General features: G+C 67.3%; 12 protein-coding genes. 5 read left to right on the top strand and 7 right to left on the bottom strand.

The features are described from left to right. Positions 1 to 121: 121 nt before the first annotated feature. The 3 genes from ACWPKK_RS29960 to ACWPKK_RS29970 all read left to right on the top strand — a co-directional run bounded on the left by ACWPKK_RS29960 (position 122) and on the right by ACWPKK_RS29970 (position 3,196). The gene (locus ACWPKK_RS29960; RefSeq protein WP_452011887.1) at positions 122 to 1,093 is read left to right on the top strand and encodes a lysylphosphatidylglycerol synthase transmembrane domain-containing protein; all 972 of its coding nucleotides are present in this window, start codon (positions 122 to 124) and stop codon (positions 1,091 to 1,093) included. Between the two features lie 159 nt (positions 1,094 to 1,252). Then, positions 1,253 to 1,999 (top strand): glycosyltransferase, encoded by a 747-nt coding sequence (locus ACWPKK_RS29965; RefSeq protein ID WP_452011890.1) that lies wholly within the window; start codon positions 1,253 to 1,255, stop codon positions 1,997 to 1,999. Positions 2,000 to 2,173: 174 nt separating this feature from the next. Next, positions 2,174 to 3,196, top strand: a complete 1,023-nt coding sequence (locus ACWPKK_RS29970; protein WP_452011893.1) for a glycosyltransferase family 2 protein — start codon at positions 2,174 to 2,176, stop codon at positions 3,194 to 3,196. 56 nt (positions 3,197 to 3,252) lie between these two features. On the opposite strand, the gene ACWPKK_RS29975 is transcribed toward ACWPKK_RS29970, so the two are convergent. Together ACWPKK_RS29975 and asnB are read right to left on the bottom strand one after the other, a co-directional pair. After that, positions 3,253 to 5,148, bottom strand: coding sequence for a hypothetical protein (locus ACWPKK_RS29975; RefSeq protein WP_452012143.1), 1,896 nt, complete (start codon positions 5,146 to 5,148; stop codon positions 3,253 to 3,255). A gap of 44 nt (positions 5,149 to 5,192) precedes the next feature. Next, on the bottom strand, positions 5,193 to 7,118 hold the full coding sequence (asnB, locus tag ACWPKK_RS29980) for an asparagine synthase (glutamine-hydrolyzing) (RefSeq protein ID WP_452011896.1): 1,926 nt from the start codon (positions 7,116 to 7,118) through the stop codon (positions 5,193 to 5,195). A gap of 216 nt (positions 7,119 to 7,334) precedes the next feature. Here asnB and ACWPKK_RS29985 point away from each other — a divergent pair, with 216 nt between their 5' ends. Next, positions 7,335 to 8,144, top strand: a complete 810-nt coding sequence (locus tag ACWPKK_RS29985) for an FkbM family methyltransferase (protein WP_452011899.1) — start codon at positions 7,335 to 7,337, stop codon at positions 8,142 to 8,144. Positions 8,145 to 8,150: 6 nt separating this feature from the next. On the opposite strand, the gene ACWPKK_RS29990 is transcribed toward ACWPKK_RS29985, so the two are convergent. The 5 genes from ACWPKK_RS29990 to ACWPKK_RS30010 form a co-directional block, all read right to left on the bottom strand. Then, positions 8,151 to 10,127: a glycosyltransferase gene (locus ACWPKK_RS29990; protein ID WP_452011902.1), complete on the bottom strand. Its 1,977-nt coding sequence runs from the start codon at positions 10,125 to 10,127 to the stop codon at positions 8,151 to 8,153. Between the two features lie 11 nt (positions 10,128 to 10,138). Further along, the gene (locus ACWPKK_RS29995; RefSeq protein ID WP_452011905.1) at positions 10,139 to 11,191 is read right to left on the bottom strand and encodes a hypothetical protein; all 1,053 of its coding nucleotides are present in this window, start codon (positions 11,189 to 11,191) and stop codon (positions 10,139 to 10,141) included. A 49-nt stretch (positions 11,192 to 11,240) separates the two neighbouring features. Further along, on the bottom strand, positions 11,241 to 12,086 hold the full coding sequence (locus ACWPKK_RS30000) for a hypothetical protein (RefSeq protein WP_452011908.1): 846 nt from the start codon (positions 12,084 to 12,086) through the stop codon (positions 11,241 to 11,243). A gap of 90 nt (positions 12,087 to 12,176) precedes the next feature. Continuing rightward, positions 12,177 to 15,170 (bottom strand): tetratricopeptide repeat protein, encoded by a 2,994-nt coding sequence (locus ACWPKK_RS30005; protein WP_452011911.1) that lies wholly within the window; start codon positions 15,168 to 15,170, stop codon positions 12,177 to 12,179. Positions 15,171 to 15,213: 43 nt separating this feature from the next. Continuing rightward, positions 15,214 to 17,400, bottom strand: a complete 2,187-nt coding sequence (locus ACWPKK_RS30010) for a tetratricopeptide repeat protein (protein WP_452011914.1) — start codon at positions 17,398 to 17,400, stop codon at positions 15,214 to 15,216. A gap of 732 nt (positions 17,401 to 18,132) precedes the next feature. On the opposite strand from ACWPKK_RS30010, the gene ACWPKK_RS30015 reads away from it, so the two are divergent. Then, complete coding sequence (locus ACWPKK_RS30015) at positions 18,133 to 24,186, top strand: beta strand repeat-containing protein (protein ID WP_452011917.1); 6,054 nt, start codon at positions 18,133 to 18,135, stop codon at positions 24,184 to 24,186. Positions 24,187 to 24,189: the final 3 nt, after the last annotated feature.

Below are 24,189 nucleotides of genomic sequence, written 5' to 3' on the forward strand. Positions count from 1 at the left end.
GCCCGCTGCCTACACCCTCTCTTACCCTCGGCCGGCCGAGGGTAAGAGAGGGGCATCTAGCGACACTTCTTCAAATAAAACCCTCCTATCACTTCATGACTTCATGAAGGGGCGTCCTTAAATGTGTCCCCGCCTGAAAGCCTTGGTCAGCGCGCTGCTGGTCGCCCTGCTGCTGTGGCGGGTCGACGTGGCGGAGGTCGGGCGGGTGTTGGCGGTGGCGTCGCCGGGGCTGATGGCGCTCGCCGGCCTGCTGTTCTTCCTGATGCATGTGCTGAACGCGCTGAAGCTGCGGGTGCTGTTGCCGGAATTGCGGACAGGACGTCTGCTCGCCTACACGCTGGTGGCGCAGCTCTATGCGCTGGTGCTGCCTGGCCAGCTGGCAGGGGAGGCGGTGAAGGCCTACCGACTCAGCCGAGATGAAGGGCGTGGAGAGGGCGACGGCGGCCGCATCGTCTCGGCCGTCGCCTTCGACAAGGTGACGGGGATCGCCGGGCTGCTGCTGCTGACCGGCGGCGGTCTGGCGGTGCAGTCGGCGCGCTTCGGCGATGGGCTGATGGTCGCGGTCGGGCTGGTGTTGGCCGGGCTGGCCTCGGCGACCGCGCTGCTGGCGTGGGCACCGGCGCGGGCATGCCTCCTGGCTCTGCTGGGCTGGCGCGCCGGACCGAAGCGCGAGGCTTGGCTGCTCGGACCGTTGCGCCGCTTTCTGGAGGCTTGGCGCGACCAAACACGCCGGCCGGGGCGGGCATTGCTGTCGATCGCCGGCGGGATCGCGGTCCAGCTGGCGGCGGTCGCTGGCAGTCAGGCCTTGGGGCTGGCGGTCGGCATCGACCAGCCTTTTTCGGTGTGGAGTGCGGTGATCGGGCTGATGTCGGTGATCGTGCTGATGCCGGTCACTATCGCCGGCATCGGCCTGCGCGAAGCATCGCTGGTCGGATTGCTCGATCTGGTCGGCGTGCCGCACGCCCAGTCGCTGGCGCTCGGCTTCGGCATCCTCGCCTTCCAGGTAATGGTGGCCCTGCTGGGAGCCGTCATCGACTTGACGGTGCTGCGTGGCCGGTCACAGGCCGATCCGCGTGAGGGCATCGGTCGATAGACAGGACCGCGCGGCTTCCCGAAGGATTCTGGTGGACGATCGATAACCACCCGGAAGGCTGTGGTCGGGGAAGTGGACACGGCTGTTGTCTTGAGCGATGACCGAACCCGGTTAATCGGTGAGGCCAATCGGTGAGGCTAAATTTATAGGGTAAGCAGGATGAAAGTATCATTGGTTGTCCCATGCACACACAGAGACATTGCCTGTGTTCCCCGTTTGCTACAGACCTATGCATCGGCGCCTGTGAAGCCAGATCAGGTGATCGTCTCGTTGAGCTTGGCACCTCTTGCATCGAAAAGTGCCTTGTCCGAGGTTGGCGCAATCGGAGCTGCTTTCGACGACTTCACGCTGATCAAGCATGAAGGACGCATGCGGCATGGACCGAATCGGCAAGCAGGCTCAATAAGAGCTATTCATGAAATAATTTCTTATCAGGATGCCGATGATGAAGTGCATCCGCAGCGTATCTCTATAATAAAGGCTATGTTCGAGACGCAGGATATTGTTCATCTGAATCACACTATGGTCATGGATGGGGAGGATTTCCCAAAATATGATACGACAACTAGCTTTAACGTTCGTCGCAATCAGGACATATTCAATGAAAATTTTGGTGGAGGCTGGTTTGTATCATGTAAAGAAAGGCAAAACATATATGGCCAATTTACGGGATGGAAAGTGGCGTCAGGTCTTCCTACCATTAGGAGAAGTGTACTTGAACGGGTGAGGTGGAAGGATTGGAATGAACTTTATCTCGGGGTTGCGGAAGATTACGAATTCAATACAGAGACATGCTTCGCATTTAGGAAGTCGATGATAATCGATGCAGCATTAATCAAATACACTCCATTCGCACGTCGTGAAACAACCGACGAGCTTTTAGGAGTAGTGCCTCCAACTCCGTGATGTGATGTGGCATTCAATCTGTAGCGGTCGCTGCATAGCCGGATTTCCTAGCCCCAGGTCGGGTGTCCATGCCCGGTTCGCGACCCAATTATCCGTTGCGCTTGCCGGACCCAGCGGCCATACCATGGCCCGGCATCGCCCCATAAATGACTCCGCAGCCTCCGGACCCTTTCGATGACCTTCCTGCTTACCCCCGGATCCGCCGCCACGGACACCGGCACGGTTTCCGTCTCGGTCCTGATTCCGGTCTATAACGAGGAGGACAACATTGCCCCCTTGTGCGGCCGGCTGATCCCGGCGCTCGACGGGCTGGGGCGGAGCTTCGAGGTCATCTTCGTCAACGACGGCTCCACCGACGGGACGGAGGCGGAGCTGCAGCGCGTGGCGTCCGACCGCCGCATCCGCGTGATCAATTTCCGCCGCAACGTCGGCCAGACCGCGGCGATGATGGCCGGCATCGACCATGCCCGCGGCGACGTCATCGTGCCGATGGACGGCGACCTGCAGAACGACCCGCAGGACATCGGCGGACTGCTCGCCAAGCTGGACGAGGGGTACGACGTGGTGTCGGGCTGGCGCGCCGACCGGCAGGACGGCTTCCTGCTGCGCACGCTGCCGAGCAAGATGGCCAACAAGCTGATCTCCACCATCTCTGGCGTGAAGCTGAACGATTACGGTTGCACGCTGAAGGCCTACCGGCGCCAGATGCTGCAGGGCTACCGGCTCTACGGCGAGATGCACCGCTTCGTGCCGATTTACGCCCGTTGGCAGGGCGCCAAACTGACCGAGATGCCGGTGCGCCACCACCCGCGCCGCCACGGCCAATCCAAATACGGGCTGGAGCGGGTGCTGAAGGTCGTGCTCGACCTCGTCGTCGTGAAGTTCCTGACCCAGTACGAGACCAAGCCAATCTACATCTTCGGCTTCGCCGGCCTGATGTTCATGGGGCTGTCGGTGCTGGCCGGCATCTATGCCATCTACCTGAAGCTGGTCGACGGCATCTCCTTCATCCTGACCCCGCTGCCGCTCTTGGTGACGATGGGGCTGGTCACTGGCGTGATGTGCATCCTGATGGGGCTGCTGGCTGAGCTACTGGTCCGCATCTATTTCGAGAGCCAGGGCAAGAGCCACTATTCCATCAAGACTATGCTGAACTTCGACGAGCCGCCTCCGCCGAACCGCAACATCCGGGACTGACGATCCCGATCAAGGAAAAGGCCCCGTACCGTTCCCGGTGCGGGGCCTTCTGTTTGTCAGGGCGTCGCCGCCACCCCGCCGGGGGGCGTCAGCTCCTTCAGCCCGCCGTCATGGCCCAGCACGAACAGCCGCACCCGCTGACCGGCCAGTTCGGGCGGAACTGGCAGGCTGAAGCCGCTGTCGGTCATCCGCCCATCCTTCAGCACGGCGGCGACGTCGGGCCGCGCGCCGCCGGTCGGGGATGTTGCCACGATGCGGTCGCCCACCCCCAGCAGGACGAAGGCGGCCGGCGCCGGCATCGCCGCATCGACCGCCCAGCCGAGCGCCGCCAGCGAGCCGGAGGGAAGCCGCACGAAGCGGTCGAGCGAGCCGAGCAGTCCGCTGTCGCGCGGCGGCACGTCCAGCCGCAGTCGTGCCGAGGCTTCGTCCAACTGGCCGGCCCGCAGCAGGGCGGCCAGTGTCCCCCGCTCCGGCCGACCCGCCGTATCGACCAGAATCGCCTGCACGAAGCCAGCCTTCAGGTCGTGGGCGGCCTGGAGGAAGGGCGCGATGTTGCGCGGCGAGGTGGAGGGGCAGACCAGCGGCTGACTCCAGTCCATCCCTGCGGGCGTGCGGATGGCTTGCAGGTGGGTGGCGATGCAGCGCTCCGCCGCCGCATCGCGCTCTGCCACCATGCTGTTGAGGCCGGCGACGCTCCAATGCCGCCAGAAGGCGTCCGTGCCCGCGCCGTGGCCGATGGCGAGCGCCGCCACCAGCGCCATGCCGGTGATGGTCCCAACTCCAGCCCCCACCCCCGTCCGGCGGCCGAGCAGCAGCGTCCAGCCGGCGACCGCGGCGGGGAAGGCCAGCAGCACCGGATAGGCGTAGCGCGGGATGGTGCCGCAGCGCATGGCGGCGGCGATGCCCTCGCCGCACAAGCCGGCCCGACCCAGCGCGGTGGTCATGGTGACGATCACCGCCCCGGCGATCAGCCCGGAAATGGCAAGCGCGGCGTTGCGGTTCTCCCGCCCGGCGCGGCCGAGCAGCAGGCCCGCCGCCGGAGTGAGGCAGAGCCCCAGGGCCGCTGCCCCCGCCGCCAGCGACAGCGGCGCGCCCACCGCCTCCACCGGCAGCCCGGCGGCGGTGGCGAAGGCACCCAGTAGGAAGGCCCAGAAGCCGCTGTGCCAAGGCAGCACCAGTGGCTGGCCGGTGTGGTTGGCGTAGGAGCCGCTGAAGGTCATCCACAGCATCACCGCGGTCAGCAGCAGCCCGCCGCCGACCGCCACCAGCATCCGGCCATCCAAACGCTCCCGCCAGCCCCCGCCCTGGCGCAGAGCCAGCACTGCCCCGGCCCCCGCCGCCCCAAGGGCATAGCTGGCGCCGAACACCCCGGTGGAGCCGAAGGCCAGCAGGAACAGAGTCGCCGACACCAGCCGCCCGCGGGCCAGCATGTGCAGGAACAGGAACAGGCAGGTGAAGAAGATCGGCTGGGCCAGCCCCATGTGCTGGTAATAAAAATACTCGTTGTTCAGCGTGACGGTCAGGAACAGCCCGGCCGCCGCCACCGGCACCGCATCCCAGGCCGACCGCACGCAGTCCCGCAGCAGGACCAGGGCGCAAGCGGCGAGCATGGCGGCGAAGGCCAGCCAGCCGACTAGCCGGAAGGTGAGGAAATCGACGCCGATGGCCTGCCACAGCCCGTGGGTCAGCAGCTTGAAGAGGGGCGCGACATGGTCGCTGTCCTTGGCGAAGATCGACTGGAAGGTCAGCGGCTGCTGCACGCCCTGGGCGGCGCCGAAGAAATAGCCCCAGTCGTCCCAATAGGGCAGGCCGGTGCTGGCATGCATGTTCATGCCGAACTGGTAGGCGACGATCAGCCCCCCGAGCCCCAGCAGCAGCCCGACCAGGATGCGGGGGAAGGACGAACCGCGGCCGGTGGGAACATCGGAGCGGGCAGCATTGTGCAAGCCCACCCCCCCGCGCGTTTGGGGGAACGGACGATCCAGACTGTCTAGGCTCATGCGGCGTTTTCCATCGGTGCCGGGGTCTTGGCCGGGCGGTCCAGCGCGGTGGCGAGCGCGGTCCAGGCCCACAGCAGGCCGCGGTGGTCGGCCTGTCCGCTGCGGTGCTCGTCCCACCGCGCCGCCAGCCAGGCGCCGTCCACCCCGATGCGCGCCGCGGTCTCCATCGGCGGCTGGGGCAGGTGGCGCAGCCAGCGGCTAAGCGGGATGCCGAAGCCCTTCTTGGGCCGCGACAGGATCGCCGGCGGCAGCAGCGGCGCCATCGCCTTCTTCAGGATCCACTTGCGGGTGCCACCGCGAATGCCGTTCGGCTGCAGCTTCACGCCGGCCGGCAGGCGGCTGACGAAGGCGACGAGGTCGCGGTCGAGGAAGGGCGAGCGCGTCTCCAGCGAACAGAACATGCTGGCGCGGTCGGCCTTGATCAGCAGGTTTTCGCCCAGATAGAAGCGGCCGTAGAACTCGATGGAGCGGTCGACGTCGTGCCGGCTGGCGCCCGACCGCCACAGGGCGTCGGCCTCGTCATACAGCTCGTCGGCGGTCAGGTCGGTGCCGAACAGCCGCGACACCTCCTCCACCGAGGCCGGACCCAGCCAGGCCGGCATCCAGTGCGCCGGCCGGTGCCCCAGCCCGCGCAATGCCCGGCGCAGCTTGAAGTCGAAGCTCATGTTGCGATCCGACCGCGGCAGCCGGTGGGCCACCGCCTCTGCCAGCCGGTGCAGCGGGCGGGGGACGGCATGATGGTAGAGCCGCGCGGTGCGCAGCGCGTCGAAGGTGTCGTAGCCTGCGAACAGCTCGTCGCCGCCGTCGCCGGTCAGCGCCACCGTCACCCGTTCGCGGGCGAAGCGCGACAGCAGATGCGTCGGCAGGATGGAGGGATCGGCGATCGGATCGTCCAACCGGCCGAGCAGCTCCGGCAGCATCCCCGCCGCGGTGTCGAGGTTCAGCGTGCGGCAGGCATGGTCGGTGCCGTAATGGCGCGCGGCATCGGCGGCATAGCCGCTCTCGTCGAAGCTCGGCTCGTCGAAGCCGATGGTGAAGGTCTTCATCGACGCCGGGTCGCGGTGCTTTGCTGCGAGCGCCACGATGGCAGCGCTGTCGATGCCGCCGGACAGGAAGAAGCCGACCGGCACGTCGCTCAGCATCCGGCGTTCCACCGCACGGTCCAGCAGCTCGCGCAGTTCCTCGGCCCACTGGTCGGGACCGCCCGGCGGCTGGTCGTCCACCACCATGCGGTATTCCCAGTAGCGGCTGACCGACAGCCGCCGGCTGGTCAGGTCGTAGACCATGCTGCAGCCGCCCGGCAGCTTGCGCACCGCGGCGTGGGCGGTCAGCGGCGCCGGGATGAAGCCGTAGGCGAAATACTTGACCAGCGCGGTGCGGTCCAGCGTGTCCGGCACCGACGGATTCGACAGGACGGCGGTGACCTCCGACGCGAAGACCAGCCCGTCCGGCGTCTCGGCATAGAACAGCGGCTTCTTGCCGAAACGGTCGCGCCCGAAGACCAGCCGGCCGCGGCGGCGGTCGTAGAGGCAGAAGGCGAACATGCCGTTCAGCCGCTCCAGCATGTCCAGACCCCATTCCCGGTAGCCGTGCAGCAGCACCTCGGTGTCGGAATGGTCGGTGACGAACCGGTGGCCGGCCTGCTCCAGCGCGCGGCGCAGCTCGGGCGCGTTGTAGATCTCGCCGTTGTAGACGATGACGAGGTCGCCCTCGGCCGTCGCCATCGGCTGGTGGCCGCCCTCGATGTCGATGATGGCGAGGCGGCGGAAGCCCAGATGGACCGGCAGCGCGCCGCTGTTGTCGGTCCTGCTCTGGTCGGCATAGACGCCGTCGTCGTCGGGGCCGCGGTGGCGGATAATGCTGGTCATGACGGCGAGGTCGCGCTCGCCGCCGGGTCCGGCGAAGCCGGCGAAACCGCACATGGGGCTGCTCTCCCGGAGGGACTGCCGAAGGTGGCGACGGGCCCTAGGTGTAGCGCCTCCCCCGTCCCTGTGCCATGGTGAAATGCCGAACCCGGAATGCCGGAGATGCGGCGGCAGGGTGCGCGGGCGGAAAGTCGTGGCTTCCGATTCCTGCTTTGGTTACAGCAGAGGCCATGGGGTGCGGCCATTCCGGTCGGGCCGGATGGGAGCAGGCGGATGATCGACGGACCGGTGGATCTGGAAGGCGGCTTCAACCGCATGCGGCCGTGTCGTCACGGCTTGATGGTCTACAATCGCAACGACCGCTATGTCGGCCGTTCCCTCGATCTCTACGGCGAATATGCCGAGCATGAGGTGGCGGTGTTCCGCTCGGTCGTGCGTCCGGGTGACGTCGTGGTCGAGGTTGGGGCCAACATCGGCGCCCAGACCCTGCCGCTCGCCCGCATGGTCGGGCCGTCCGGCTTCGTCATCGCTTTCGAACCGCAGGAACTGCTGTTCAATCTTCTCTGCGCCAACATGGTGCTGAACGGGGCGGACAATGTGCGGGCGCGGCGCATGGCGGTGGGGGACGAAACGGGATCCATTCGGGTGCCGACGCTCGACCCGAGCCGCTCCAACAATTTCGGCGCCCTCGGCCTCGGCGGCTGGGACCATGGCGAGCTAGTTCCGCTGGTGACGCTGGACGGCCTGGACCTGCCGTCCTGCCGACTGCTCAAGGCCGACGTGGAGGGCATGGAGGAGGCGGTGCTACGCGGGGCAGGCGGGCTGATCGCGCGCCACCGGCCAGTGCTGTATGTGGAGAACGACCGGCGCGACCGCTCGCCCGCCCTGATCGGGCTGATCCGGTCGATGGGCTACCGGGTCTGGTGGCATACGGCTCGCCTGTTCCATCCCGGCAACTTCGCCGGCAATTCCACCGACGTGTTCGATGGGGTCGGCGCCGTCAACCTCATCGCCCTGCCGCCGGGCAGCGACATCCACATCCCCAATCCCGAGATTACCGACGATCACGACTGGTGGCAGTGAGGCGGTTCAAGCCCCCGCCCGGTCGGCCTCCTGTTCCAGAACCTCGCGAACGGCGGCGGCCATTCCCTGCCAAGTGAAGCGCTTGCTCCGGCCGAAGCCGGCCTGGATCAGGGCGTTCCGGGTCTCGGGGTGGCGGACGGCGCGCAGGGCGGGGACGATGCTGTCCGGGGACCGCGGGTCGATGTAGAGCGCCGCTTCGGCGCCCACTTCGCGCAGCACCGGCAGGTCGGAGGCGACGACCGGGCACCCGCAGGCCATCGCTTCGATCAGCGGCAGCCCGAAGCCTTCGTAGAAGGACGGGAAGACCAGGGCGGTCGCTGCATTGTACAGGCGGACCAGCGCGTCGTCCTCCGCCCGCACCAGCCGGACCTCGACGCCCTCCGGCAGGCCGTTCAGCTGGTCCGGCGACGCATGGCGGCTGGAGCACAGGACGGGCAGGCGTTCTTCCGGCGGCATTTGTGCCAGTGCACGGACCAGGGCTACGCCGTTCTTGTGCTCGTGCAGGCCGCCCACCAACAGGAAGAAGCCATCGGGACAGCGCACCTCGGCTCGCAATGCCTGGCGGTCGGATTCCGGCAGAACGCGGAAAGAGGAATCGACCCCCGGATAGGCGAGGCTGGTCCGCCCCGCCGTTTCCGGGTGCAGGCGCTCCAGATCGGCGCGGGTGCTTTCGGAAATGCAGATATAGCGCCGGGCATAGGCGATGGCGGCTCGCTTCTCGACCCACATCGGCTGTGCCAGGTTCATGTTCAGCATTTCAGGGATCATGTCATACACCATCATCACCGACGGGATGGTGAGGGGAGTGGTGTAGTAGGTCGAGATGAAGACCCCGGCTTTCTCCTCCTGGCCGCACTGTTCGATCAGCCGCCGCTGGCGCTGCGGATCGGTATAGTCGTGCGGCTCGATCATCCGGTAGTCGATGCCCGGCACCCGCGGTGCCCAGCCGTTGCGGTCTAGGACCAGAAGCCGCTTGGCGAAGTCGGTGCCGCTCCACTCCTTCAGCAAGCTGTGCCAGACACGGGCGATGCCGGTGCGCTGAAGCTGGAAGAAGACGGAATCGATCATCACCCGCGGCTTGGCCGGGGAGCGGCGGATTTGGAAGCGCAGGCGATCCTGGGTCGGCGCGGCTGTGGGACGGGTGGAGCGCAAACGTTCCAGCACGGCCTGCGCGTCGGTGGCGACATGCTGATAGGGAGCCTGCCGGACATGACGCTGCAATCCGCGAAGGCCGCTGTCCAGCAGCCCCGCCGGATCGGAGAGCGCCTTGCCCATCGCATGGATCTGGTCCGGCGAATAGCGCAGGTGCTTGGGGTGCTCCCGGTAGAAGACATGGGTCTGGCCGTTGCTGTGCAGCCGCATGCCATGGCGTTGCGCCACCATGTCGAGGGCGCGCAGCGAATAGAAGAAGACGTGCTGGCCGTTGTCGGGGGACAGGTAGAACCAGTCCGGCCCCTCCCCGCGGTAAAGCTGTGTCGTGGTGATGACGATGTCGGAGTCCGCGGCGAAGATGCCGTCGAGGTCCTGGGTCGGATTCGGCAGGTGTTCCAGAACCTCGAACGCCGTAGTGACCGGAAACACGGAGGTTGCCGTATCCTTGCGTTCGAACCCCAGCGCATAATGATTGTCGACGTATTTGTCGTGCAGGAAGAAGGCGAAGCCCCGATCCCGCATCATGCGGGTGAACAGGCCGTTGCCTCCGCCCCAATCCAGGCACGGCGTTCCCGCCCCGACGCCGAGCTGCTCCAGCAGGGGCGGGACCGTGAGCGACAGCAGGATGCTGCGCTGCACGATGCCGACGTCCTGCATCATGCAGTCTGGCGTATAGGCGTCGTCCAGCCAATGGGGAGGATCGGTCTGCAGGGAACCGCATTGGGTGCATTCCCAATAGCCGACCTGATGCCGGCCGAGAAGCGCCGTCTCGAAGACGCGGATCGCGCTGCCGCCGCACAGCCGGCAGGCACTGGTGGGGACTGTGGTCATCGTGGGGCTGCTCACGCCGTATGCCGGTGCCGTATGTCGGCCTGGATGGTCTCCCATACCGTGCCGAAGACGGTTTCCCAAGCGTGATTTGTCCGGATCTGTTCGACCACGCCGGTGCTGCGTGCCTCGTATTCCGCCGGGCTCATGGCCATCGCCGCAAGGATGATCTCACGGTTTCTAGCAGGATCCTGGGTGAGATAGATCGCATGGGGGGAGCGGAAGCCGCTTTCCGGAGTGACGATGGGCACCAGTCCGCGCGCGCAATTCTCCAGGATCGCAGTGGCCTGTGCATCCAGGGAGCTGGTGTGGATGTAGAAGGCGCATTGCTCCTTGACGAAGCGGTCCACCTGCGGATTGCTGTTGTCCATCCAACCCAGCGAGATGACCTCCTTGTCGCGGATGCGGACCCGCTGGTTGGCGTGGTTGCGCAGGCTGCCGCTGCCCAGATGCAGCCGCATCCGGGCGGGGTCGATGCTGTCGAGCAGCATGTCGAACCCCTTGTGCGGCTGGAGGTCGCTCAGATGCAGCAGGCCGTTCATGCTTTCCGGGCTGTAGCGGCGCGGCGTTCCAAACAGGCGGGCTTCGCATCCCATGTCGATGCGAACCAGCTTGTGCTTGATCCGGCCGATCGGCGTGTCGGCCGGCAGTGCTTGGATCTGCTCGTACCAGTAATCGCCGCAGATGCCGAAGATCAGCCGGGCAGCGTCGAACTGGCTGTCGACGAAAGGGGACCATTTCTTGTGCTCGGCGATCTGCACGGGCAGGATCGGGACCATGAGGTAGGTGTTGGGGTGGCAGGGCTCGCCGGACGCCAAGGCGTTGTCACGGACCCAATCGTCGCTCAACCCCCCGACCGGATCGAAGGTGGTGTGTCCGAGCAGGATATCGGACGGGTTGCGGGTCACCCGGGACGCTGTGAAATTATCCAGATGGACGTCTGTGTATTTCCCGAGAACTCGGCGTGCATATTTGCAGATTTCGGCATTGTTCGCTTCGTATTTTCTATAAGAGTCTTCCCTGAAGATGTATGGTGACCAGAAAAAGTGAAGCATCAACATCTCCATGGGTGTGCAAGGCTTATTATGCTTTGTTCGAAAGCGGAGCGGATCGGAATCAGAGCGTCTTGAGACGTTTCATTCTGTCGCGCCAATGGGATAGGAACAGGATGCCGTCGCGCTTGGCGAATCCTTCCATCGTTCTTTGGCGCCTGTCTTCTCCATCCCGGATTTCCGCGGCGGTCCGTATCTGGGACCAGTCGGGAATCACGGCGCACCCGCAATCGTGGTAGAGCGGATCCAGGATGCCCGATGTGACGATCGGAACGGCGCCCGTTGCCAGACTCTCCCACACACGGATCGTGTCCACCCCGTTGCCCTGGGGACAGAGAACGAACTTGGACATTCCCATGAGAGCCAGATAGTAACGATAATCCATCCGGTTCTCGCAGATGAACACGCCATCGCTGGGGAGTTCGCTTCTATCCACCGATGTCTTGGACAGGAAGGTGCATAGGATCTCAATGGGGCGATCATTCCAGGGCAATCCGCCCGCATGGTCGAGGATAAGGGATTGCCGGCCATAGGGCCGCTGCTTCTCGGTGAATCCGATCGGAAGCTGATGAACGGACGATGACCATTTCGGCAGATTGCAGCCCCACCATTCCCGTATCCTGGGGTCGTTGAGCAGATGGCGGTGGGCGTCTGGCGTGATGTCGCTCACGCCAGTGACCAGAACGAAGGGATTATTGATCAGGTGCAGGACGTTGCTCTCGAAGAACGGTAGGAGATCCGTCTTCACGAAGACGGTATCGCCTGCCTTCACCTCGTGAGGACGGAAAGGTGGGTTCGAGTGGAGGGGCAGGACTCCGAACGGCTCATAATATTCCTTTGCGCAATCCAGGATGTGATCGCACAAGAGCGGGATCGAATTGTACCGGAGAAGACCGATTTCTTCATCCATGCCGCACCTCCTTTGGAAAACGGTATAAGACAGGTCCGACTCTGGACGTGATCGGTCTCATGGCGGCTGAGCTTCAAAGCCGAAAGATGGTCATCCGCGCACCCAGGCTTGGTACAGCCCGCCGAAGATCATTGGGTGTTCCGCCTCCAGCCGGTCCCAGCGGGCGAGCGAGGTCATCGCCGGGTCTTCGGGGAAGCGCTTGCGGTAAAGCGCGGCCACCGCCGGATCGGCCAGCCGGAAGCCAAGGAACTCCAGCTTCAGCGCGGCAAGCGCGTCGGCTAGCCAGGGCAGGGTGACGTGCAGCTCGTGGACATGCATCAGCAGGTCGCGGCAGGCGCTGGTGCCGTAGAAGTCCGAGGAATGGACGACGGCGCGTGCGGGATGATCGTCCGGCAAGCCCAGGATGTCGCGGCGGACGTGGCGGATGCCGTCCAGCGTAGGCGGGTGGCCGCGCTCGGCGATGAAGTGGCGGGCGGCCAGAACCGGTCGACGGGCGGTGGCGCTGTAGAACCCCACCTCCATCACGCCATACGGGCGCAGCAGCCCGCGCAGAACGCGCAGGCCCGCCATCGGGTCCTCCATATGGTGCAGGACGCCGACGCTGTGGATCACGTCGAAGCGGCGGCCCAGCGTCCCCAGTTCCAGCAGGTCGGCCTGGGCGAACTCGATGGTGCTTAGGCCCAGCCGCCGGCTTTGCCGGGTGGCATAGGCGAGACTGCGGCGGCTGAGGTCGACCGCCAGCACCCGCGCGTTCTTCAAGGTGGAGGCGGCCCAAACCGCCTCGCGCCCGGTGCCGCAGCCGGCGACCAGCACCTCCGGCGCCTCCCAGCCCGGCGCGTCCCAGGCCGGTGAGGCGGGCAGGGCAGCATGCGGAAACAGGGCGTGCAGGAAGCGGGGCAGCGGCACCGGATCCGGCAGCAGGCCGGTGTTCATCCAGCGCGGATAGGGGTTTTCCTCGTACTGGGCGCGCACGCCGACCGACACCGGATTGCCGATCGGCGTCAGCGCCGGCAGTTCCGCCTGGATCGCCGCCTCCGCCCGCGGTTCGGCGACCTGCCGGTTCAGCAGCTGGGCGATCTCGTCGGGCCAGGACAGGGCCTGCAGCGCGGCGGCCCGTTCCCAGCGGTAGAGCGGCCGGTAGGCGCCGAGCAGGGCGACCAGGACCGTCGGCGGCGGGTCGTCGCGGTCCAGCGCCGCTTCCGCCGCACGGACCAGAACCGCCAGTACCTGGAACTCGCCGTCGGTCTCGGCGAAGACGTATTCGTTGAGGAAACACTGCTCGGCGATGGCGGCGCACAGGGCCCGCCAAGCCGGCCGGTCGGGCAGCCCGGAGTTGGTCAGCGCCAGCAGCAGCACCCGGCGCAGCCGGGTCAACGCACGCTCCAGTGCGGAATCGCAGACCGGGGCGGCGCGTAGATGGGCCAGCAGCAGCGCATCCTCGGCCAGCCCGGCGAGCGAACCGTCGGCCAGCAGCGCCAAGCTGGCGCCGTCCAGGGACGGGCCGGCATCCTCCGGCAGGGCGGCGAGGGTCTTGAGGATCGGTGAGGCCATCAGGACGCCGGCGATGGCGCGGGACAGTCCGGCGCTCTCCACCTCCGGCCGGGCGAGTGCGGCCAGCAGATCGGCGCGCAGTCCCTCGTCCACTCCCTCTTCGGGCTCCGGCGGTGCGGCATCGCGCAGCGCCTCGGTGAAGGCGATCCAGTTGCGCGGCACGTCGGGGGCGAGGCGGATCGCCTTGCGCACATAGGGCAGGGCTTGGTCGCGCCAGCCGCCCTGCAGGAACAGGGCTGCGATGCCGAAGCACAGCTCCGCATCCTCCGGTGCCGTGCGGGCGATGCCGAAGGCCTCGGCCTCCGCCTCGGCGGTGCGGCCGGCGGCGACCAGCAGCGACAGCAGGGCGCGGCGCAGCGGCAGTGGAAGCGGCTGGTTGGCCGGCCGGCTGGCGGTGGCGCGGCGCAGCTCCTCGATGGCGGCGTCAGGGTTGCCGGTTTCCTGGTGCAGGCGGGCGAGGTTGTTGTGGACCTCCGGCAGGTCGGGGGCGAGGCGCAGGGCTTCGCGGTAGGCCTTCAGCGCGCCCGCGGCGTCGCCGCCGGTCTGCAGGGCAGCGCCCAGATTAGCCAACAGCGGCGTCCGGGCGGGATCGTCTGGGTTCGCGATGCGCGCCAGCCCGTCGCGGCAGACGGTTGCCGCTTCCTCCCAATGGCCGGCGATGCGCAGGCTGTCGGCCAGGCGCAGCCGGGCGTCGAGATGGCCGGGATCGGCCGCCAGCACCCGGTGGAAGGCGGCGATGGCCGATTCCGGCTGGCCGGCGCGGTGGTGCAGGGTGCCGATCAGGTGCAGGGTTCCTGTCAGCCGCGGACGCAGCGCCACCGCCTGTTCGGCCTGCTCCAGCGCCTCCTCGTCGCGGCCCAGCCGGGCCAGCAGCGAGGCGTGGTTGCCCAGGATCTCCGGCAGGATCGGACGGTGGGAGAGCGCCCGGCGGAACAGTGCCTCGGCCTCCTCGGCCCGACCCTCCAGCATGCGGACCAGCGCCAAGGTGCCCAGCGTCTCGGCCTGTGCCTGACGCAGCGTCTGGGCAGGCTGGGGCGCACCGTCGGCAAGGCGCAACGCCTCGTCGCAGGTTGCCGCCGCCTCGGCCAGCTGGCCGCGGCGCAGCCGGGCGAGCGCCTGGGCGCGGTGAGCCTGGATCGACGCCTGGACATCGGCCGCTCCGGTCCCTGCCCGGCGCAGCGCCTCGGCAGCCGCCGCGAACCCCTCGTCGGCACGGCCGGCGGCGACGAGCGCGATCGCCAGCACGCTCCAGCCGTCAGCGCTGTCCGGCTGCGCCCGCACCACGGCCTGCGCCCAGGCCACGGTGTCGGCCGGCCGGCCCAGGATCCGGGCGGCTTCGGCCAGCGACAGCAGCCCGGCCGCATCGCCCGGCGGGTTGCCGCAAAGCTCGCGGTAGGGCCCCTCCGCCTCTTCCGGCCGGCCGGACCGGCACAGATCCAGAACCTGTGACAGAAGCTGTTCCAGGGCACGATGCTCCGGGGCGCTTCGGTCGGTCGGAAGGCCAGCGGTCCCGGTTGCGGTTTCGGCGGTCATGGAGCAGGACCCTTCAGTTGCAGGGGATGAGAGCTGCCCGGCCTCAATAGAGCTGGTAGGATTTTTCCTCGACCAGCTCGGAGCCGAGCAGGCGGTTCAGATCGCGCTTCAGCGCCGCGCGGCGGTCGTTGGTGTGATAGACCTGCCGGGCCAGTTCCACGAAACGCGGGCCGAAATCCTTGGCACGCTCGCAGTCGCGGATCTCGTCCTCGACCTCCCACAGGGTGGTGTTGACCGCGCGCAGATCGTCGATCAGCGTCGCCACCTCCGCACGCGCGGTGTCGGCCTGCGCCGCCACGGCGACCAGCGCCTCGCGCTCGCGCCGGACATTGGCCAGCTTGTCGGCGTCGGGGATGCGTTCGGCCTTGATGTCGAGGATGGTGATCTTGTCCAGCAATTCGCCCCAGGAGACGGGCGCCAGGATCGGCATGTCGGAAGGTCCGGTTCGGGGGTGGGGGGAAGAAGCGGCGCGTCCGCGCAAGGCGCGTTCCATGCGGTCGATGGCGTCGTCCCAGGAGCCTGGGCGGTCCTGCCGGAACAGGCGCATGGTGGGATACCAGGGGCTGTCCTCGCGGTCGAGCATCCAGCGCCAGTCGGGGGCGAAAGGGATGAGCACCCAGACCGGAACGCCGAGCGCGCCGGCGAGATGGGCGACGGAGGTATCGACGCAGACCACCAGATCGAGGCCGGCCATGATGGCGGCGGTGTCGGCGAAGTCCTTGATGTCGGGCGACAGGTTCAGCAGGGGGAAGCCGCCGGGCGGGTTTGCCGCCTGCCCCTCGGTCGGTCCCTTCTGGATGGAGACCAGGCTGACGCCGGGGATCGAGGCCAGCCGGGCGAAGGGAGCGAGGCCGATGGAGCGGTTCCTGTCGTTGCCGTGGGTGGGCGATCCCGCCCAGACGATGCCGACCTTCAGGCCCCTCAGTCCCCGCAGCCGCTCGCCCCAGCGCGAAACGAGATCGGGCTCCGCCGTCAGGTAGGGAATGCGGTGCGGGATGGTGTCCATCTGGGTCCCGAACACCTCGCCCAGGCTCAGCATCGGTAGATGCAGGTCGAAGGCGTCGGTGGGGAGCTGGCCGCTGACGAAGCGCTCCACGTTGGGCAGCCCGGCCATCACCCGCTCCAGCGGTGCCGGCAGGCCCAGGATCACCCGGCCGCCGCGTGCCGCCACCAAGGGGACATAGCGGCAGAACTGCAGGGCATCGCCCAGACCTTGTTCGCCGTGCAGCAGGATGCGGCGGCCATCCAGCGGTTCGCCGTTCCAGCGCGGCTTGGGCATGGCGGCGTGGGTGGGGGCATCCTTGCAACGCAGCCGCCATTCATATTCCCGCCAGCCCTCCTCGAAGCGACCGGCGACCAGGAGTGCCATGCCGAGGTTGCGGCGGGCATCCGGCCCGGCCGGGTCGATGGCGACGGCGCGGCGAAAGCCGGCGATGGCCTCAATCGGCCGGTTCTGGTTCAGCCGGGCGTTGCCATGGTTGGCATAGCCGCCGGCGAAACCCGGATCGATGGCGACGGCGCGGGCATGGGCGTTCGCCGCGTCCTCTAGCCGGCCCTGTTCCTGAAGGGCTAGGCCGAGGCTGCTGTGGCCGGCGGCGAAATATGGGTCGAGCGCCACGGCGCGGCGATGCCAGGCCGCCGCCTTCTCCGCCCCGGCTTCCGTCTTGTCCAGCCCGCGCAGGGCGATGCCGAGGTTGTTGCAGACGGCCATATGGGTGGGGTCGAGAGCGATGGCGCGGGCATAGGTGGCGACGGCATCCGGCAGGGCGTCGCGTTCCTGCAGGACGTTGGCCAGCCCGGCATGGCCCTCCGCCCCGGCGGGGGCGAGGAGGACCGCCCGGCGATAGGAATCCCGAGCATCGGCCAAGCGGACCAGCCCGCGTTGCAGCCCGCCCAAATTCTCATAGGCGGCGGCGAAGTCCGGGCGCAGGGCGATGGCGTCGCGATAGACCGACGCCGCTCCGGCCGCCTGCCCCTGGTCACGCAGCAGGTTGCCCATGTTAAGCCGCGTTTCCGCCATGGCCGGATCGATCCGCAGGGCGCGGGCAATCAGGCGGAGCGCCGCTCCCCCCTGCCCGGCGCGTCGGGCGACCAGCCCCAGCAGATGCAGGGCGTCGGACTGGGCGGGCGTGATCTCCAGAATACGACGGTAGATCCGCGCTGCCGCGGCCAGATGGCCGCTCTGATGATGCCGCACTGCTGCGGCGAGCGCGTCCTGAATGGTCGCCATGCTCGATCGGTCGTCCCTGGCCCTTGGGTGTCTTCGTGTGGTGGCTGTCCGGCAGCGCCTGTCGCCGCAAGGGAATAACGGGTGTTCCCGAATTCTCCAAGCGCATCCTCGCTGCGGCGGTAAACGAAATACAGCCCGTGTTATCAACTTGTAACAACGCAGCCATCACCATCGAAGCCAGGGCTTGGCCGGGGATGGGTGGCCAAGTTGTGCAAGTCACGCAAGTCTTTGTCGTCTTGTGCTCGATTCGAGTTCGCCTCCCCTCCTTCCTGTGGCCAAGCTTCTGTCCGGAAACCGATAGAACAGTGGGTACCACCAACTTCACGGGCCCTGTTGCGATTTCGTCATACCCGACGTTTCTCAAGCCATTGCAAAGACTTGGGAGAAGCGCACCCAGCCATTCGGGACGTCCCTTCCAGAGAGCGCCGCAGTACCGGCCAGTCCGGTCTACCCACTTCGGTAGAAACGGATTGCCATAGGCGCAGTCCTTCGGATAACAAGGGCACGGTGTGTTAGTTCGCGCTAGGACTGAGTCTGTCTGCCTGCATCCAGTGTGACGCACACCTTAGAATGGTTCATCTGCCGGCGAACCAAACCTGAAGGGGATTACTAATGGCTGGACCCTACACCGTAGGCGTAACTACGGGTTCAACCCTAACATTGGGGCAGTATTCTACAATTATCGGTAACGTTGGTACCGATGTCATCACGCTCGGAACGGCCGGTAACACGGTGTCGATTTCGACGCTTGAGACCCTGATCGGCAGCACCGGCACCGATTTCATCACCCTGACTGCCGGTTCTACCCTCCAGGTTTCGCTGCTGGAAACCCTGGTGGGCAGCAACACCACCGACGTGGTCACGATCGCCGCGTCCGGCTCCACCATGCTGGTGAACCTGCTTGAGACGATCACCGGCGGTGCGGGGAGCGACGTCGTTACGCTGGGCACGGCGGGCAGCACCCTGCTGGTTTCGGGTCTGGAGACCCTGACCGGTGGCGTGGGCACCGACGTCGTCACCCTGGGCTCGGCCGGCAACACCATCCTCGCCAGCCTGCTGGAGACCATCAGCGGCGGCGCCGGCTCTGACGTGATCACGCTGGGCTCGGCCGGTAGCACGGTTCTGGCCTCTGGCCTCGAGATCCTGGTCGGCGGCACGGCTTCCGACGTCGTGACGCTGGGCACGGCCGGCAACACGCTGACCGTCCGCGGTCTCGAGATCCTGACCGGCGGCGTCGGCACCGACGTCGTCACCCTCGGCGACACCACCAACACGCTGACCGTCGGCGGCATCGAGACCCTGACGGGCGGCGCGTCCACCGATGTGGTCACGCTGGGCACGGCCGGCAACACCCTGCTGGTCACCCTGGTCGAGACCCTGACCGGCGGTGTCGGCACCGACGTCGTCACCCTGGGTTCGGTCGGCAACACCGTCCTCACCAACCTGCTGGAGACGATCACCGGCGGCGCCGGCTCCGACCTCGTCTATCTCGGCACCTCGGGCAACGCCGTCCTGGTTTCGGGCGTCGAGGTTCTGGTCGGTGACACCGCCAGCGACACCGTCACGCTGGGCACGGCCGGCAGCACGGTTCTGCTGCGCGGCATCGAGGTTCTGACCGGCGGCGTCGGTACCGACGTCATCACGCTGGGCAACACCGCCAACACGCTGACCGTCGGCGGCATCGAGACCCTGATCGGCGGCACGACCACCGACATCGTCACGCTGGGCACGGCCGGCAGCACCCTGCTGGTCAATACGGTCGAGACCCTGACCGGTGGCGTGGGCACCGACGTCGTCACCCTGGGCTCGGCCGGCAACACCATCCTCGCCAGCCTGCTGGAGACGATCACCGGCGGCGCCGGTTCCGATCTCGTCTACCTCGGCACCACGGGCAACGCCGTCTTGGTTTCGGGCGTCGAGATCCTGGTCGGCGGCACGGCTTCCGACGTGGTCACGCTGGGCACGGCCGGCAGCACGGTTCTGCTGCGCGGCATCGAGGTTCTGACCGGCGGTGTCGGCACCGACGTCGTCACGCTGGGCGACACGGCGAACACGCTGACCGTCAGCGGTCTTGAGACCCTGATCGGCGGCACAGTTTCCGACGTCGTCACGCTGGGCACGGCGGGCAGCACCCTGCTGGTTTCGGGTCTGGAGACCCTGACCGGTGGCGTGGGCACCGACGTCGTCACCCTGGGCTCGGCCGGCAACACCATCCTCGCCAGCCTGCTGGAGACGCTGACCGGTGGTACGGCGATCGACGTCGTCACGCTGGGCACGGCGGGTAGCACCCTGCTGGTTTCGGGTCTGGAGACCCTGACCGGTGGCGTGGGCACCGACGTCGTCACCCTGGGCACCGCGGGCAACACCCTGGTCGCCAACCTGCTGGAGACCATCAGCGGCGGCGCCGGCTCCGACCTCGTCTTCCTCGGCTCGGCCGGTAACACGGTCCTCGCTTCCGGTCTGGAGTTCCTGATCGGCGGTACGGGCAGCGATACGGTCACGCTGGGCACGGCTGGCAACACGGTCATCGTCCGTGGCATCGAGAGCCTGACGGGTTCCTTCGGCACCGACGTCATCACCATCGGCGATACCGGCACCACCACGGTGGTCTCGGGCATCGAGACGCTGGTCGGCGGCGCGGCGACCGACGCCATCACGCTGGGCACGGCTGGCAGCACCCTGCTGGTTTCGGGTCTGGAGACCCTGACCGGCGGCTTGGGCACCGACGTCGTCACCATCGGTTCGGCCGGCGGCACGCTGCTTGCCAACGCGCTGGAGACGATCACCGGCGGCACGGGTTCGGAACTGGTCTTCCTCGGCACGGCCGGGTCGACGGTCTCGGTGTCGGGCATCGACATCCTGATCGGCGGCGTGGGCACCGACGTCGTCACGCTGGGCACCGCCGGCAACACGGTGCTGCTCCGCGGCATCGAGACGCTGACCGGTAACGTCGGCACCGACATCCTGACGCTGGGCGACACGGGCAACACCGCGACGGTTTCGCTGTTCGAGACGATCGTCGGCGGCGCCGCCACCGATGCCATCACCATCGGCACGTCGGGCAACACCCTGTTCGTCTCGGCTGTCGAGACGCTGACGGGTTCGGTTGGCACCGACGTCATCACCATCGGTTCGGTCCTCGGCAACACCATCCTGGTGTCCGGCCTGGAGACCCTGACCGGTCAGGTCGGCAACGACGTCGTCACGCTGGGCACCGCCGGCAGCACCATCCTGGTGTCGCTGCTGGAGACCCTGACGGGCGGTGTCGGCACCGATGTCGTCACGCTCGGCACCGTGGGCGGCACCCTGCTGGCCTCGGGCATCGAGACGATCACCGGCGCCTCGGGTACGGACCTCGTCTTCCTCGGCTCGGCCGGTAACACGGTCCTCGCTTCCGGTCTGGAGTTCCTGATCGGCGGTACGGGCAGCGATACGGTCACGCTGGGCACGGCTGGCAACACGGTCATCGTCCGTGGCATCGAGAGCCTGACGGGTTCCTTCGGCACCGACGTCATCACCATCGGCGATACCGGCACCACCACGGTGGTCTCGGGCATCGAGACGCTGGTCGGCGGCGCGGCGACCGACGCCATCACGCTGGGCACGGCTGGCAGCACCCTGCTGGTTTCGGGTCTGGAGACCCTGACCGGCGGCTTGGGCACCGACGTCGTCACCATCGGTTCGGCCGGCGGCACGCTGCTTGCCAACGCGCTGGAGACGATCACCGGCGGCACGGGTTCGGAACTGGTCTTCCTCGGCACGGCCGGGTCGACGGTCTCGGTGTCGGGCATCGACATCCTGATCGGCGGCGTGGGCACCGACGTCGTCACGCTGGGCACCGCCGGCAACACGGTGCTGCTCCGCGGCATCGAGACGCTGACCGGTAACGTCGGCACCGACGTCCTGACGCTGGGCGACACGAACAACACCGCGACGGTTTCGCTGTTCGAGACGATCATCGGCGGCGCCGCCACCGATGCCATCATCATCGGTACCACGGGCGGCACCCTGCTGGTTTCGGGTCTGGAGACCCTGACCGGTAGCACGCTCTCCGACGTCGTCACCCTCGGCTCGGCCGGCAACACCCTCGCGGTGACGCTGATCGAGACGCTGAGCGGCGGCACGGGCATCGATGCGATCACGCTGGGCACGGGCGGCAACACCCTGCTGGTCTCGGCTCTGGAAACCATCACCGGTTCCACCACCACCGATCTGATCACCATCGGCACGGCCGGCAGCACGCTGCTCGCCAACCTGCTGGAGACGATCACCGGCGGTTCGGGCACCGACGTGATCTTCCTGGGCTCGGCCGGTAGCACCGTCCTGGCCTCGGGCATCGAGATCCTGGTCGGCGGCACCAGCACCGACGTCGTCGCGCTGGGCACTGCCGGCAACACCCTGATCGTGCGTGGCCTGGAGACCCTGACGGGCTCCGTCGGCACCGACGTCGTCACCATCGGCGACACCGGCACCACCATGCTGGCTTCGGGCATCGAGACTCTGGCCGGCGGCGCAGGCCTCGACCTGATCTCGCTGGGCACGGCGGGCAACACCCTGCTGGTTTCGGGTCTGGAGACCCTGACCGGTGGCGTGGGCACCGACGTCGTCACGCTGGGCACCGTGGGCAACACCCTGGTTGCCAACGCGCTGGAGACCATCACGGGCGGCACGGGTTCCGACCTCGTGTTCCTGGGTTCGGGCGGTTCGACGCTGCTGGCGTCGGGTCTCGAGATCCTGGTCGGCGGCACGGGCGTGGATGTCGTCACCTTCGGCACGGCCGGCAACACGGTGCTGCTGCGCGGCATCGAGACGCTGACCGGCGGCGCGGGCACCGACGTCGTCACGCTGGGCAACACGGCCAACTCGCTGATCGTCGGCGGCATCGAGACGCTGATCGGCGGCATCGCCTCCGACATCGTCACGCTGGGCACGGCGGGCAACACCCTGCTGGTGAGCGGCGTCGAGACGCTGACCGGTGGCGTGGGCACCGACGTGGTCACCATCGGCACGGCCGGCGGCACGCTGCTGGCGGTTGGCATTGAGACCCTGATCGGCGGCACGGGCCTTGAGGTGATCCTCACCGGCACGGCTGGTTCGACCCTCACCGTCTCGGGTGCGGATTTCGTGGTCGGCGCTGCCGGCACCGACGTCCTGACCCTGGGTACGGCTGGCAACACCACCACCATCCGCGGCATCGAGACGCTGATCGGCGGTGCGGGTTCCGACCTGGTGTTCCTGGGCGACACCGGCAACACGCTGACCCTGGGTGCGAACCTGGAGATCCTCGTTGGCGGCACCGCCACCGACGTGGTGACCATCGGCACCTCGGGCACGACCTTGCTGACCCGCGGCATCGAAACCCTGACCGGTGGCGTGGGCACCGACGTGATCACCCTGGGTGACACGCCGAACACGATCACCGTGGCGGGCATCGAGACCCTGGTCGGCGGTGCGAACACCGACGTCGTCTTCACCGGTACGGCCGGCGTGACGATGACGGCTTCGGGCGTCGAGTTCCTGGTCGGCGGCACCGGTTCGGATGTCGTGACCCTGGGCTCCTCGGGCAACACCGTCATCACCCGCGGCATCGACACCCTGTCGGGCGGCGCGGGCAGCGACCTGGTGTTCCTGGGCGACACCGGCGTCACCATGGCGCTGGGTTCGGGCATCGAGATCCTGGTCGGCGGCGCCGGCAGCGACATCATCAGCCTCGGCACTTCGGGCAGCACCCTGCTGACCCGTGCGGTCGAGACCCTGGTCGGCGGCGTGGGCACCGACGTCATCACCCTGGGCGACACGCCGAACACGGTCACCGTAGCGGGCATCGAGACCCTGGTGGGTGGCGCGAACACCGACATCGTCTTCACCGGTTCGGCCGGCGTGACGATGACGGCTTCGGGCGTCGAGTTCCTGGTCGGCGGCACCGGTTCGGACGTCGTGACCCTGGGCTCCTCGGGTAACACCGTTATCACTCGCGGCATCGACACCATGATCGGTGGTGCGGGCAGCGACCTGGTGATCCTGGGCGACACGGGCGTCACCATGCGGGCCGAGAGCGGGATCGAGATCCTGGTCGGCGGCGCCGGTTCCGATATCGTCAGCCTCGGCGATGGCGGCAACACGGTTCTGCTGCGTGGCATCGAGACCCTGACCGGTGGTACCGGCAACGACGTGATCACGCTGGGTGACACCGGTGTGACGATGTCGGTCTCCGGTATCGAGACGCTGATCGGCGGTGCCGGCACCGACTCGATCACGGTCACCAGCGGCTCGGGCATCCGCTTCCAGGGTGGTTCGGGCGACAGCCTGACCCTGGCTTCGGGCAGCGGCACTGACACGGTCGTGTACTCGTCCCTCGACATTGCGTCGCTGGGTTCGAACACCGGATTCGTCTCTGTGTCGAACTTCCAGTCGGGCACCGACAAGGTGCAGCTGACCGGTACGGCCCGGACCACTGCGGACCGCAACGGCGATGCCTCGCTGTCGACGGCCTCTGCGGCGACCAACGGCGTGAACGTCAGCTCCAATGAGCTGGTGAGCCTGACCTCGGTCGTCAGCGGCAGCCTGACGGATGCTTCGCTGGCCAACTTCCGCACGGCCCTGGGTACGCTGACGAACTCGTCGGCTGGTGCAAGCACGCTGGTTCTGGCCAACAACGGCACGAACTCCGGCCTGTACCAGGTGGTCGACACCAACGGCGACGGCCAGGTGGCCGCCACCGAGGTTCGCCTGCTCGGCGTGTACAACGGCACGGTGCTCTCGCTCTCCGACATCAACCTCGGTTGATGA

The organism is Azospirillum largimobile, from assembly GCF_977007025.2.